Origin of the sequence: Bradyrhizobium sp., from assembly GCF_049586575.1 — a bacterium.
Classification (GTDB): Bacteria; Pseudomonadota; Alphaproteobacteria; order Rhizobiales; family Xanthobacteraceae; genus Bradyrhizobium.
The window spans coordinates 1-13,579 of record NZ_JBAVCF010000627.1; the positions used below are offsets into that span (position 1 = coordinate 1).

The following is a 13,579-nucleotide window of genomic DNA, read 5'->3' on the forward strand; positions in this document are numbered from 1 at the left end:
GCGACATCGGGGGCACCAACGCGCGCTTTGCTTTGATGAACAATGGTGAAATCGGGGCGATCGATTATCTCAAGGTCGTCGATTTCGCAGGTGTAGCGGACGCGATCGCGACCTTTCTGGAGCGTCACGCTCCGCGTTGCAAGCCCGATGCCGCCGTCCTCGGCGTGGCGGGACCGGTCGAAAATAACTGCTGCACCATCACCAACAGCCGATGGGTGGTCGACGGCGCGAAGTTGAAGCAGGCCTTCAGGCTTGGCGCCATCGAGTTGCGTAACGACTTCGAAGCCGTCGCCTGGTCACTGCCCGAGTTACGCCCGCAAGACGTCTATCCGCTCGGAGAGCAGCGGAGTATCGCGGGCGCGCCCATGCTTGCGCTTGGGCCGGGCACGGGATTCGGTGCGGCCTGCCTCTTCTTTTCGGATGGAATACCGTTCGTTGCTGCGACGGAGGCTGGCCACGCGACGTTGCCGGCAACCTCCGATCGCGAGGAGCAGGTCATCGCTTACCTGCGCCAGCGCTTCGGCCACGTGTCGGTCGAACGGGTCTTGTCGGGGACAGGTCTGGAAAACCTCTATCAAGCGCTGGCCTGTATTGGTGGCGTAAACGCGCCCGCGCGAAACGCCGCAGCGATCACAAAAGCCGCGCTAGAAGGCAATTGCGACATCTGCCAAGCCACGCTCGACATGTTCTGTTCCTTCCTGGGAGCAGTGGCGGGCGATCTCGCCCTCACCTTCTCTGCCCGTGGCGGGGTCTACACCGCAGGAGGTATAGTTCCGCGTTTTACGGATTACCTTTCCCGATCGAGCTTTCGGAAACAGTTCGAAAGCAAGGGCCGTTTCGAACCATATCTGCGGGATATCCCAACCCGGGTCATTGTGCGAACCGACGAAAGCTTCATCGGGCTCAAGGCATTTTTCCACCACATGGTGAGCGGATCGCAAAGGCGCCCATGACGGACATTGTCACCATCACGCCCAATCCGTCGGTTGATCTATCGACCGCTGTTGAGAAGATCATTCCAGTCTACAAGCTTCGGGGCACCTCGCAATGGCGCGATCCTGGCGGGGGTGGGATCAATGTCGCGCGCGTTGTCAAACGCTTCGGGGGCGACGTCAGCGCGATTTATCCAATCGGCGGCTCGACCGGAGACTCTCTGCGCAAGCTGGTCGAGCGCGAGGGCGTTGCAAGCCTGACGTTCCCGATCGCTGACGAAACTCGCGAGGATTTTTTTGTCAGTGAGACCAGCAGTGGCCAACAATACCGCTTCATTCTGCCCGGCCCGCAGCTGGCCGAAAGCGAATGGTCTGAGTGCTTGAACCTGCTGTCTCGAATCGCGCCGTTTCCCCGTTTTGTGGTTGCGAGCGGCAGCCTGCCTGGCGGCGCGCCCGACGATTTCTATGCAAGGGTGGCAAGGATTGCAAAGCAACGCAGCGCCAAGATGATCCTGGACACGTCTGGGCCGGCGCTTGTTGCCGCAGTCGCTGAGGGGGTCGACCTGATAAAGCCGAACCTGCGGGAAATGCGCGAACTGGCGAGCAGCGAACCGTCCGATGCCAGCGAGTGGGAAGGAGTTGCCAGAACTCTCGTCCAAAGCGGGAAAGTCGCCATGATCGCCCTTACCATGGGTCATCTCGGCGCGGTGCTTGTGACGCGAGATCGGGTCTTGCGTGCGCTGCCGCTCGCGATCACTCCGGTCAGCGCGACCGGCGCTGGCGACAGCTTTCTCGGCGCATTGATCTGTCGGTTAGCGTCAGGCACGGATATTGAAGATTCTTTCCGGCTGGCTGCTGCTGCGGGGGCTGCAGCCCTCCTCAATCCCGGGACCGGACTTTGCCTGCCCGGCGAGGTCAATCGTCTCGCCGAAGCGGTGATCATTCAATCAACGTGACAGACCCTATGGGGGCGGTGGTCGTCTCGCGGTCGGGCACCGAAAACCCGTGATCGAGCCGGTCAAGCGCGAGCAACAGACCGCCTACTCTCTGGAGGGACGAGACCCAATCTGCAACGCGATTGAAGTTATCGACAAGCCAGTTGAAGGAGCTCTGAACGAGCGTGAACGCGGCGGCAGCCTGCGTCAATTCGCCGAGCGTCATGCTGCCCGCGATGAATTTCGGTGCGCACAGGATGAGTCCGACGATCGGCGCCATGAGCGTATTCGATTGCGACACCAGCGTCGTGCGCATGAGCTGCCAGCATAGGCGTCGCCACTGCCTCAATGTGTCGCCTAGCGCTCGAAAGATACCGTACCTGATCTCTGGATCCGGCAGTTTTGGCGCTGCTCGCTCACCGGCATCCCGCAGCAGGTGGGCCGCCGTGATCAACTCGGCCTCCGCCTGGTTCTTGATTTGGATCACCCTGGTCAGTGGCGACCCCACCAGGACTATCGCTGCCGTGACGATACCGGAATAGACCGCAACACTGAACACAAGATAGCCCGGGAGCCAAAGGCTGCGGCCAAAGAGGGAAAAGGCGAAGTCACCGCCGACGTTCCAGAGGATTCGAACGAAAATGATTGCGGTCAGCAGAGACGAAATGAGCCCGACGGCAAAGTCGATTGGCGCGTCGGTCGCGATCCTCACATCTTCGGCAATTCGATATTCCGGAATCATCTCTTGGTCCTGCACCTGCGCCAAACGGGCATATCGCTCGTTGTCGATCCAGTATTCGATCACCTGGATGCTCAGCCATCGCCGCCACAGGCGCTGCATCGTCATGCGCCCCCACACCGAGGTGACAGCGAGCGCGATACTCGCGCCGCAGAGAGGTATCAGCAGCAGCGCTTCAACCCGCAAGCGAGACGGATCGCGGTTCTCCAACGCATTGAAGAAGTCACGATTCCAGTAGTTGAAGCGGAACTGAACATAGAGCTGCAGGATGACGATCACGACCAGCGCGGCGCTAAGCAGCCAAGTTCGCCACGCCGGCAAGCCGCGCCAGAAACCTGACGCGCTCTCCCAGAACCGAAACCACTCCTGATGCGGGTCTGCGCTCTTTTCGGCCATAATCGATTTTGATGTCTACCTACCTATCATCGCTCCCGTTTGATTTTGCGCAAACGCTGAGATCCTCGATCGGGCAAAGTGTCCATTAATTCGACTTAGGCCGTCTCAATGTTGCAACGCGGGAGAGAAACGCGATGAACTCGTCCGGCTACGTTCGCTGGTTCAAGGACATTCGTCTCGAAGATGTGCCGCTTGTGGGAGGCAAGACGGCTTCGCTTGGCGAGCTCTACTCCGTGCTCTCGCCACAGGGTGTTCGGGTTCCGAATGGTTTTGCGCTGACAGCGACAGCCTATCGCGACGCGCTGACCCAGGCCGGAGCTTGGGACAAGCTCCGGGATCTGCTCGCTGGAATCGACAAGCGCCGCATTTCTGAGCTCGCCAGGCGTGCTGCCAAGGCGCGCGCCATTGTCTACGCAGCAACCGACCAAAAGGATTTGCGCCGCCAAATTACCGAAGCCTATCGACAACTCGAACACGAATATGGTGCAAATGTTGCGGTCGCTGTGCGCAGTTCGGCGACCGCGGAAGATTTGCCTACCGCGAGTTTTGCCGGACAGCATGAGAGCTTTCTCAATATCCGCGGCGCACGCGATCTAGTCGAGGCGTGCCGTCGCTGCTTTGCCTCGCTGTTCACGGATCGCGCGATATCCTACCGCATCGATAACGGGTTCGATCATTTCAAGGTTGCGCTGTCCGTTGGGATCATGAAGATGGTCCGCTCCGACCTCGCAGCGAGTGGCGTCATCTTCACGCTGGACACCGAGTCCGGCTTTCGCGACGTGGTCTTCGTGACAGGCTCCTACGGTCTCGGTGAGAATATCGTCCAGGGAACCGTGGATCCCGACGAATTCTATGTTCATAAGCCAACCTTCAACAGCGGACACCGCGCCGTGCTGTCCCGACGGCTGGGGTCCAAACAAATGCGGATGGTGTACGCGCGCGGACCCAAGAGCACGCATAACGTGACGACGCCGAAAGCCGACCGCGAGCAATTCTGCATCAGCGACACGGACGTGCTGGAACTCGCGCGATGCGCAATTGTGGTAGAAGATCATTATTCGAAAAAGGCAGGCGTGCCCACGCCAATGGATGTGGAATGGGCAAAGGATGGCAGCGACGGCGCCCTCTACATTATCCAGGCGCGCCCCGAGACGGTGGCCTCCCGCCGCAAGCCCGAAGCCCTTGAGAGCTACGTCTTGAAATCACGCGGCAAGGTAGTCGCCACGGGCCGGGCTGTCGGCGAGAAGATTGCCGCGGGGAAAGTCCGCCTGATCCGGAGCGAGCGCGAGCTCAAGGCTTTCCAGCCGGGCGAGGTATTGGTTGCGCCGGCGACTAGCCCGGATTGGGAGCCGGTGATGAAGCTGGCCGCCGCCATCATCACCGACCATGGTGGAAGAACCTGCCACGCCGCTATCGTCGCGCGCGAACTCGGCGTACCCGCGGTCGTCGGTACGGAGGATTTCACCCGAAAGGCGAAAACCGGGATGCCCGTCACCGTATCCTGCGCCGAGGGTGATATCGGCCACGTCTACGAGGGCACTCTGCCCTTTGAGGTGGAACGCGTCACGGCCGATCGTTTGGAAAAGCCACATACCGAAATCATGGTCAATCTTGGCAATCCGGAGATCGCGTTCAAAACAGCCATGATGCCGAACGACGGCGTCGGTCTGGCAAGGATGGAGTTTATCATCAACCAACACATCGGTATCCACCCGATGGCCTTGGCTCGACTAGAAAAGGTCGAATCGGTGCGCGATCGCCGGACCATCAAGAAGATAACCAGCAGCTACAACAAGCCCTCAGACTTCTTCGTGGAGCGTCTCTCGGAAGGCATTGGCATCATCGCCGCGGCATTCTACCCTCGCCCCGTCATCGTGCGTCTGTCCGACTTCAAGACCAACGAATATGCCAAGCTGCTTGGCGGCGCCAGTTTCGAGCCGAAGGAAGAAAACCCGATGCTGGGATTCCGGGGCGCGGCCCGCTACGCCCACCCCGCCTATGCCGAAGGCTTTGCGCTCGAATGCGCAGCGCTCGGCCGCGTACGCAATGCCGTGGGCCTCACCAATCTAAAACTCATGATTCCCTTCTGCCGGCGCGTAGAAGAGGCACGCAACGTCATTGATGCCATGGCGCAGCATGGCCTCAAGCGAGGCGAAGGTGGTCTCGAAATATTCATGATGTGCGAAATCCCGAACAATGTAATTCTGATCGATCAGTTTGCCAAACTGTTCGACGGCTTTTCGATCGGCTCTAACGATCTAACCCAGCTCACGCTCGGCGTCGACAGGGATTCCGATATTGTCGCTTTCGACTTTGACGAGCGCGATCCTGGAATGCTGGAAATGCTGACGATGGCTGTGAAAGGTGCGAAACGCAATCGTCGGCACGTTGGCATTTGTGGCGAAGCGCCGGCGAACTATCCGGAGATCGCTCGATTTCTTACCGGACTGGGCATCGATTCGATCAGTGTCAATCCGTCAAGTGTTCTGCGCACCATGGAAATCGTCCGCCAAGCCGAGCAGGCAATGGCCAAAACGCCGATTTCCGCGAGCTGATCGTTCGGGTACTCGCGCGCCCTAAGTGCGATGGGCGGCCGCAAGAAGCAGCCGGCCCCCTACGTATCTTTCCTTAAGGTAACGACTCCTAAGGTAACGATCGGAATTTCCCGGCGATATTCCAGCTGCTACCACCCACGACCATGCGATTGCTTCTCTGAGGAGGCAGAACATGGCGGACGTCTATTTTCATTTCTCCAATACGCGCGGTGTGCTGATCGACCGGAGTGGCACTGCGGTCGATGACCTTGATGACGCTCGCGAGCATGCCGTTTGCGCCGTGCGATCGCTGATCATGACGGCGAGCGCGGAAGACTGGCGCGGCTGGATCTTGCACGTCACCGATGATGATGGTGATGAGATCTTTGACATGCCTTTTGCAACATTGCTCGGCAAACCGCATTAGGGAGGTCACGATGCTTACCCAATTCCCCCTGGCGTTGCTCCCGCTCCACGAGATCATGACGAAGTTCCACAAAATCGTCAGGCGCGCCCGCGATCCCTATCGGCCTGAGCTTCACTACATGCGTGGCCCCGGCCCGAAGTGGCATGCAAGGCATGCCAACCGCCCCACTGTTGATTCACATCAAAGGGCATCCGGAGAGATTTTCTAATCTTAATCGAAGCGAGGCGGCTTTGGGATTCGTTCCATGAAAGCATCTGCGATGAATAAATATCTGATCGCTATGTTGGCAAGCTGTGCCCTCCTGCTGCCAGCCGCGACCGCTGAAGCCCGCTCTCCGTTCGACGGCCAGTGGAGCATCACCTTCATTACGCAAAACGGAGATTGCAATCCCACTTATAACTATTCGATCAATATCGAAAACGGCGCAATCACGTCACCCAACGTGGAGACTTTTAGGGGTAATGTCACGAGTGCGGGAGCAGTTCGCGCGTCCGTTGCCGTCCAGGACAAACGCGCATCTGGGTTCGGCAAACTAACTGGCGTTCGCGGTCGCGGGACTTGGAGCGGTTATTCCGGCGATCAGCGCTGCGCAGGATCCTGGGCAGCCGAGCGGACTTGGTAGCAGTAACCGGCAGAAGCAGGATAATAGTTGATTTGCAAGCAGCCAGGTCTTTTGAATTAACAATTCCTTCGTGCGAACTTGCCGGCACGTTGACTGTGCCAAAGCAGGCGCGTGGCTGGTGGTGCCATGGAAGCGGCTCAAGCCCGCCACAGTTCGCGCAACATGGCAGTCGCAAGCGCCTTGAACGGCCGAGGCTTTGGCGCTCTGCTGTTTGATCTGTTGACTGCGCAAGAGGAGGCCGATCGCGCCAATGTGTTCGATATTGTGCTCCTTGCGGAACGCCTTGTCGACACCGTGGTTAGGGCTCCAGACACAATCGATCACCGCGCTTCCTATCGGTCTGGTTGGCGCCAGCACCGGCGCGCTGCGGCGGCTCTGGTGGCCGTAGCCCGGGTGCCGGCTATCTCTTGAGGAGCTTTCTCAGCCGCGCGATCGGCAAGGCGTTAATCACGTCAGCTGCCTCGAGCCAGCCGCGGCGCGCCTGGTCGACCCCAAACCGCATATTGGCCAATCCGCCCGTTGAATGCGCGTCCGTCGAGATTGCTACCTTGACGCCGGCGACTTTTGCGGCGTGGACATTGATATCGTTGAGATCGAGCCGATCGGGGTCAGCATTGAGCTCGAGATGGCATCCGCGCGCTCCTGCCGCAGCGATCACCGCTTCCATATCGACGTCATAGGGATCACGCTCGCCGATCAGACGTCCGGTCGGATGCGCGATAATCGAGACATGGAGATTATCCATGGCATGAACGATGCGCTCGGTCTGGGCCTTGCGGGGTAGATCGAATTTTTGATGCACCGCGGCTACAACAAGATCGAGGCGGGAAAGGATCTTGTCCGGAAGATCAAGTCGGCCGTCGGCGAGAATGTCGACTTCCGATCCCTTGAGCACGGTGAACCCATCGAGCTCGTCGTTTAGCCGGTCGATCTCGTCGATCTGGCGCGACAACCGCCCCGCATCGAGCCCGTGAGCGATCGTCGTGTGCTGGCTGTGGTCGGTCAGCGCCATATAAGCGTAGCCCCGCGCCTTCGCCGCCGCCGCCATTTCGGCGATTGGAACGGTTCCGTCGCTCCAGTTGGAATGGACGTGCAGATCGCCCCTTATATCCGCGACCGTGATCAGCTTCGGCAGGTGCCCGGCTCGCGCGAGCGCAATTTCGCCGCGGTCCTCGCGCATTTCCGGCGGGATCATCGAAAGCCCAAGTTTACCGTAGATTTCCTGTTCGCTTGCACCGGCAATCCGCCGCTTACCGGCGAACAGGCCATACTCGTTGAGTTTCCACTTGCGATCGTTTGCTAACCCCCGCAGGGCGATGTTGTGGGATTTCGAGCCCGTGAAATACATCAGCGCGGCACCGTAGCTCACCTTCGGCACGACGCGCAGGTCGACCTGGAGCCCGGACCGAAGAATGACCGTGGTCCGCGTCGGGCCGTGGGCAACAACGTTGACGACATCGTCGTAAGTCGCGAGCCTGTCTCCCGCGGCGGCGCCGTCGCGCCCGAGCATCAACACGTCAAGATCGCCAACGGTATCGCGCCTGCGGCGATAGCTGCCGGCGACGATGACCTGGCCGTCACTGGCACTCGGGCGTAGATGATTGACCAGCGCCTCTGCCTCGGCTTCGGCCTGCGACAGCTTGAAACGCTTTTCGGCTTGAGGCTTGGCGAGCGCCGCGGCGAGCTTCTCCTCGCTCTTGACCCCAAAACCGCGTAACTCGCGCAGCCGTCCCGACTTCACCGCGCGCCGCAAATCCTCCAGCGAACGAATGCGGAGCTTGTCGTAGAGCAGTTTGACACGCTTTGGACCGAGGCCCGGAAGCGCTGCGATTTCACCGAGATCGCCAGGCAATTCGCGCTTCAGTTTCTCCAGCACGTCGAAATGTTTCGTGGCGACAATGGCCGCGATCTTACCCGCAAGGTCCTTGCCAATACCCGGAAGTTCGGAAAGATCTTCGCCCGCTTTCAGGAGACTGGTGATGCTCTTGGGAAGGCGCTCGATGACGCGCGCGGCATTCCTGTACGCGCGCGAACGAAAGGGATTGTCGCCCTTGATCTCGAGAAGCTCGGCGGTCTGGTCGAACATCCCCGCGATTTCGGCATTCTGAACCGGCATCGATCCACCTCAATATCTTGCGAAAATAGAGGGGATTGAGCAGCTGGTTTTGATGCAGATCAGAGATCTGCAGGTATGGTCAGCGATGGAAATCCGTCGAGACAGCCTATCCATCTCGCACCCGAAACTGTTGATCAGCATCAAGCCGCCACTAAGCTCGATTGGCCATAGAGTATCTATGGTGGACCAGCAAATTGAACCACGCGATTCAGACGCTGACGTGCTTGCCCGTAAGGTCAGTTTCCTTAGCCGTCCGGACAGCTATAGCCCTGCGCCGGAAAGGGTGGTCACGCGGGAAACGCATATGTCGTGGGTCTTCATGGCCGGCGACCGTGTCTACAAGCTGAAAAAGCCGGTTCGGTTTCCCTATCTTGATTTTTCCACGCTCGATCGCCGGATTGCGGCGTGCCAGGCCGAGGTTTCGCTCAATCGCAAGCTTGCGCCGGACGTCTATCTTGGCATCGCGCCACTAGCGGTGACCGCGACCGGTTACGCGATCGGCGAGCGGCGTCAGATCGCTGACTACCTGGTCGTCATGCGTCGCCTTGATGAAAACGAGACGCTTGAAGCGCTGCTGCTAGCCCGCCGGGTCTCGCAACCCCAAATTCAGCGAGTGGCAGATAACTTGTGCCAATTTTACGCCCATGCCTTGCGCGCCACGATCAGTCCCGAGAACTATTTGCTCTCACTCCGAAAATCCGCGGCGCTCGATTGCCGGATTCTTCTCCACCCGACGTTCGACCTCAATCGAGGCACGATCGGGCGTATTGCCAGCATCCAGCGTCGCTTTCTGAAGCAACATGCTGACGTTCTCAAAGAACGGGTACGCCGCCGGTTCATCATGGAGACCCATGGCGACCTGAGGCCTGAACATATCTGGTTGAGCGCGCCGTTTCCGGTGATCGATTGTCTGGAATTCAACGCCCGGCTGCGGACGCAGGACGCCTTGGACGAGGTCGCGTTCCTGCATCTCGAATGCGAACGGCTCGGGGGACGATGGGTCGGTGAGACGCTGCTGCGGCGCCTGGCAACCCCGCTCGGCGATGACATGAGGAACGGGCTCTTTCTTTTCTACCGCATCGGCCGCGCCTTGCTTCGCGCGCGCTTGTCGATCGCGCATCTGATGGACGTCCAGCCGCGTACGCCTGAAAAATGGCCCAAGCTTGTACGCACTTATCTAGCAATCGCCGCGGCGGATGCCCGCCAGCTCGAACGTTTGCTGTCCTATCAAGCCTGATACGGCAGCAGATCGGCGAGTGTCTCGTTCTGGTGAAGCCGACGAACGGTCTCGGCCAACAAGGGCGCCGCCGAAATGAGCTCGAGCTTAGCCAGCACCGGGCCGGACGCAAGCCTGAACGGCGGCACGCTATCGGTTGCGATGATGCGGTCGATCGAAAGATCAGCGAGTGCGCTTTCGGCGCCCGGCATAAACAGGCCGTGGGCGACGCAGGCGATAATCTCTCGTGCGCCACGCGCGCGCGCGGCCTTTGCCGCTCGCACCAGCGTTCCTCCAGTGCTCACGAGGTCATCGACGACGACACAGAACGCATTTGCCACCTCACCGGCAAATAGGTCGCCCGAAACCACACCCGAACTGCGGTGCTTTTCGACAAATGCCTTGCCAATCGGACGGCCAGCGACCTTTTCAAGCGCCTCGCAAAGAACGTCGGCGCGCTTGCCGCCGCCGAGATCCGGCGACACCACGCAAACCGGCCGATCGCCCGCGATTTCCATGATCCGGTTGACAATCAGCGGCGCTATGCTGAGCGCAATCGAAGGACAACGAAACGCATTCTCAAAGGCCGCTTCATTGTGCACTTCGAGTGTCGCGATAGCATTGACGCCCACAGCCTCGAATAGTCCCGCAAGGTAACGAATGGTGACAGGATCCTGGGCCTTGGTACGGCGATCCTTTCGCGCATAGCAGAGATAAGGGGTGATCGCGGTAACCCGCGCGGCCCCCGCGTCTTTCAAGGCGCCGATGAAAAACAACAGCCGGCACAGCTTATCGTTGGGGCTCTCCTGCGGTCCGCCGTGCAGACTGTGCACCACGTAAACGTCGCAGCCGGCGACAGTGTCGAGTGGCCGGATCTTATGTTCGCCATCTTCAAAGCTCCGCTCTTCGAGAGCACCCAAATCGCAGCCAAGGGCGGATGCCATCTCTTTGCCCAATGCATCTGTGCCGCGCAGCGCGAACAAGCGCAGCCCTCCGGCTGCCCTCGCATGTCCTGCCGGGGGGATGCCGGAAACGCCAGGCATTTCGCCTATCCTCTTTGTACCGGGGTGTGTTGCTTTACGTCGCCGCGCATGACCCGCGCTTGATCTTGTAGCTGTCTGCGGGCGCGCTTGAACGCGTTGTCGACGGCGAACGTCAAATCGGCGTAGCGTCCGTCTTCCTTGGGAGTGCGTCCAATATTGACTTCGCGGCCATCCGGTAGCACGAGGTGAACACTCACCTGATACTGGCCTCCCGTAACGTGATGCTCTCCAGGTCCTCTCACCACGATGCGACATGCAGTGATGCGGCCGAAGTGGTTCTCGAGCTCGACAATATGTCCCTCGATAACCGCCCGCCTTTCGGCCGGATTCTGGACGTTTCCTCCGAACTCGATTTGAGCTTGCGTTTGCATAACCTTCTCCATTTTCATTTAGATCACGCCAGGCCATTTCGGCTTTGAGCAAGATCAACCCGCCTCGGAAATAGGACTGGTTGCGCTCCTCCTGATTTGGCGACGGCGAATGCGCGCCCAGCTTTGGAGACGCGATTGCTCATAAAAACGGACCAGCCCGCAAGCGGCCAGATGATGGACACGCCGACGACTGGGCGATTTGACACCGATCAATTTTGCCCATTGCGATCTTGCAAGTTCCGCCTCTCGCGAATATTTCCGGACATTTCGATCTGCAGCGCTTGGATTTCATCGAGACGCGACGCATTGCACTCGTTGATCCAAATCAATGCTTCGGGCCGCCATCGTGCGGAGGCTTAGCAAGCTTTAACTGGTACGTGATGCTTACCTATGTCGAGAGGCGCCACCGATTCCAGCGCTCCCCACCGCCTCGACGGCCGACATCAAAGCCACTCTCGGCGCGCTAAACGAACGTGATCTACTAACGATACCGCACTCCGACCGACCATTCGTGATGTCGAAGAGGCGGCAACATGGTTCTCCGGGGATCGCAAGGTTTTTGAAGTTGGCGAACCTTTGAAACGATTGGTGGCCGACTGGATCCCACCGTGCACCGGAGGCGTCCGCTGAAAGCTCCTGGCATCTGCGATTGCTCCTGTAAGCAGGTGAACGAGAATAATATGAAGCACCTGATCGTGGTCGCCGACCCCTCTGAAACCAGCTTTACGTTGACGGGTAGCTACGCCGCAGAGTTTGAGCGGCTCGGACATGACCAGCAGACATGCGACCTGTACTGCAGATCCCCTTCTCGCCGCACGGGAGCTGGTGCCTGCCAATGATCACCCCGCCCGCGCCGACGTCGCGCAAGCACAGGAGGATATCCGCGCCGCAGACGTCTTGGCCCTTGTCTATCCATTGTGATGGATGTCGATGCCCGCAATGATGGAAGAACTAACCTTTTGCGGCCAATATCGGACGGTAAAAAATCCGCTTGGTGATTTCCACGATCGCAAGATACGCCACTGTTGCACCGATCAAGAAGACGAAGAACAGCGGCGGCGGCGCCACGAACCCCAACCACTGGCCGACGACGGGGAGTAGCGGGAGGGCCGTTGCGACGGCAATAACTCCAAAGGCCATTGCGGCGAGGAATAGATGCGGCTTGCTCAGAAAGAGCGGCCGCCGCGTCCGGATCGCGAACACTACAAGAACCTGGGTCGTAATCGATTCGATGAACCATCCCGTCTGAAACAGCGTCTCGCCGGCGCCGAACAAATACAGCAGAACATAGAATGTAAGAAAATCGAAGATGGAGCTGATTGGCCCAAATACCAGCATGAACCGTTCGATGAACTTGATGTCCCATTTCACGGGTCCGGCGATAACCTCCTCGTCGACTTGATCGAAAGGGATTGCAATCTCCGAAATGTCATAGAGGAGATTATTCAGCAAAATCTGGATCGGGAGCATCGGCAGGAAAGGCAAAATCAGCGCTGCCCCTGCCATGCTGAACATGTTTCCAAAATTCGAACTGGATCCCATCAGGACATACTTGGACACGTTCTGAACCGTGCCGCGCCCGCAGACTACCGCGGCGCGCACGACCGAAAGATCGTGCTCGAGCAGGATCAGATCGGCGGCCGCGCGCGCGACATCGGCAGCGCCATCAACCGATATTCCGACGTCTGCTGCGTGAAGCGCCGGAGCGTCATTGATGCCATCGCCCATGAAACCGACGACATTTCCAAGTCGCTTCAGCGCCAGCAGGATCCGAAGCTTCTGCTGCGGATTGACGCGGCAGAACAGGTTAATCCGCGGCAACTGCCCGATCAGCGCTTCGTCCGAGAGATTTGTCAGTGCGTCACCCGTGAGCACTCCTGTCACCGGCACACCGATCTCGCCGAAGACGTGGCGCGCCACCAGTTCATTGTCGCCGGTTAGTACTTTCACGGAAACACCCGCCGCGGCCATCGTCTGGATGGTAATGCCGGCGCTGGCCTTGGGAGGATCGAGGAAGACGGCGAAGCCGGAAAAAACAAGGTCGCTCTCGTCGCTGACCGCGGCGGTCGCATGACTCGCGTCTACCATGCGGCTGGCTATGCCGAGGGCGCGGAACCCCTGAGCCCCGAGCCCATCGAGTGTGGCTTCGAAGGCGCGGCGCGTTTCAGGGTCGAGGGGAAGCACCTGGCCATCGGCGCCTTCGTATCGCCGCGACAACCGCAGAAGATCCTCCGGGGCACCCTTGACG

The 13,579-nt window shown here is 59.3% G+C and carries 11 protein-coding genes; 6 read left to right on the forward strand and 5 right to left on the reverse strand.

Annotated elements, in window-relative coordinates; all coding sequences use genetic code 11:
• Both glk and WB528_RS23215 read left to right on the forward strand, forming a co-directional pair.
• A partial coding sequence (glk, locus tag WB528_RS23210) for a glucokinase (protein ID WP_423891077.1) occupies nt 1–953 on the forward strand: 953 nt, incomplete at its 5' end.
• Entirely contained in the window at nt 950–1,888 is a 939-nt protein-coding gene (locus WB528_RS23215) for a 1-phosphofructokinase family hexose kinase (protein ID WP_423891079.1), read from the forward strand. The genes glk and WB528_RS23215, both read left to right, overlap by 4 nt.
• Here the strand turns inward: WB528_RS23215 and WB528_RS23220 are convergent.
• Complete coding sequence (locus WB528_RS23220) at nt 1,872–3,002, reverse strand: SbmA/BacA-like family transporter (protein ID WP_423891081.1); 1,131 nt, start codon at nt 3,000–3,002, stop codon at nt 1,872–1,874. The genes WB528_RS23215 and WB528_RS23220 overlap by 17 nt on opposite strands.
• 134 nt (nt 3,003–3,136) lie before the next feature.
• On the opposite strand from WB528_RS23220, the gene ppsA reads away from it, so the two are divergent.
• From ppsA to WB528_RS23235, 3 genes are all read left to right on the forward strand, one after another.
• Entirely contained in the window at nt 3,137–5,557 is a 2,421-nt protein-coding gene (ppsA, locus tag WB528_RS23225; RefSeq protein ID WP_423891083.1) for a phosphoenolpyruvate synthase, read from the forward strand.
• A gap of 172 nt (nt 5,558–5,729) precedes the next feature.
• Nucleotides 5,730–5,963 carry a DUF6894 family protein gene (locus tag WB528_RS23230; protein ID WP_423891084.1) on the forward strand — a complete coding sequence of 78 codons (234 nt, stop codon included), beginning with the start codon at nt 5,730–5,732 and terminating at the stop codon, nt 5,961–5,963.
• A 244-nt stretch (nt 5,964–6,207) separates the two neighbouring features.
• Nucleotides 6,208–6,585, forward strand: a complete 378-nt coding sequence (locus WB528_RS23235; protein ID WP_423891085.1) for a hypothetical protein — start codon at nt 6,208–6,210, stop codon at nt 6,583–6,585.
• Nucleotides 6,586–6,985: 400 nt separating this feature from the next.
• On the opposite strand, the gene polX is transcribed toward WB528_RS23235, so the two are convergent.
• Nucleotides 6,986–8,701, reverse strand: a complete 1,716-nt coding sequence (polX, locus tag WB528_RS23240) for a DNA polymerase/3'-5' exonuclease PolX (RefSeq protein WP_423891087.1) — start codon at nt 8,699–8,701, stop codon at nt 6,986–6,988.
• Between the two features lie 304 nt (nt 8,702–9,005).
• Here polX and WB528_RS23245 point away from each other — a divergent pair, with 304 nt between their 5' ends.
• Nucleotides 9,006–9,938, forward strand: coding sequence for a hypothetical protein (locus WB528_RS23245; protein WP_423891089.1), 933 nt, complete (start codon nt 9,006–9,008; stop codon nt 9,936–9,938).
• Here the strand turns inward: WB528_RS23245 and WB528_RS23250 are convergent.
• The 3 genes from WB528_RS23250 to WB528_RS23260 form a co-directional block, all read right to left on the reverse strand.
• Complete coding sequence (locus WB528_RS23250) at nt 9,929–10,960, reverse strand: ribose-phosphate diphosphokinase (RefSeq protein WP_423891091.1); 1,032 nt, start codon at nt 10,958–10,960, stop codon at nt 9,929–9,931. The two genes, WB528_RS23245 and WB528_RS23250, sit on opposite strands and share 10 nt — an antisense overlap.
• Nucleotides 10,961–10,965: 5 nt before the next feature.
• Nucleotides 10,966–11,349, reverse strand: coding sequence for an HPF/RaiA family ribosome-associated protein (locus tag WB528_RS23255; RefSeq protein WP_423891092.1), 384 nt, complete (start codon nt 11,347–11,349; stop codon nt 10,966–10,968).
• A 933-nt stretch (nt 11,350–12,282) separates the two neighbouring features.
• Nucleotides 12,283–13,579 (reverse strand): HAD-IC family P-type ATPase (locus WB528_RS23260; RefSeq protein WP_423891094.1); only part of this gene is annotated, 1,297 nt, incomplete at its 5' end.

Bases quoted from the DNA above. Each gene is read 5' to 3' on its own strand.
- WB528_RS23215 (WP_423891079.1), top strand. From the start codon at position 950: ATGACGGACATTGTCACCATCACGCCCAATCCGTCGGTTGATCTATCG.
- WB528_RS23220 (WP_423891081.1), bottom strand. From the start codon at position 3,002: ATGGCCGAAAAGAGCGCAGACCCGCATCAGGAGTGGTTTCGGTTCTGG.
- ppsA (WP_423891083.1), top strand. From the start codon at position 3,137: ATGAACTCGTCCGGCTACGTTCGCTGGTTCAAGGACATTCGTCTCGAA.
- WB528_RS23230 (WP_423891084.1), top strand. From the start codon at position 5,730: ATGGCGGACGTCTATTTTCATTTCTCCAATACGCGCGGTGTGCTGATC.
- WB528_RS23235 (WP_423891085.1), top strand. From the start codon at position 6,208: ATGAAAGCATCTGCGATGAATAAATATCTGATCGCTATGTTGGCAAGC.
- polX (WP_423891087.1), bottom strand. From the start codon at position 8,701: ATGCCGGTTCAGAATGCCGAAATCGCGGGGATGTTCGACCAGACCGCC.
- WB528_RS23245 (WP_423891089.1), top strand. From the start codon at position 9,006: ATGTCGTGGGTCTTCATGGCCGGCGACCGTGTCTACAAGCTGAAAAAG.
- WB528_RS23250 (WP_423891091.1), bottom strand. From the start codon at position 10,960: ATGCCTGGCGTTTCCGGCATCCCCCCGGCAGGACATGCGAGGGCAGCC.
- WB528_RS23255 (WP_423891092.1), bottom strand. From the start codon at position 11,349: ATGAAAATGGAGAAGGTTATGCAAACGCAAGCTCAAATCGAGTTCGGA.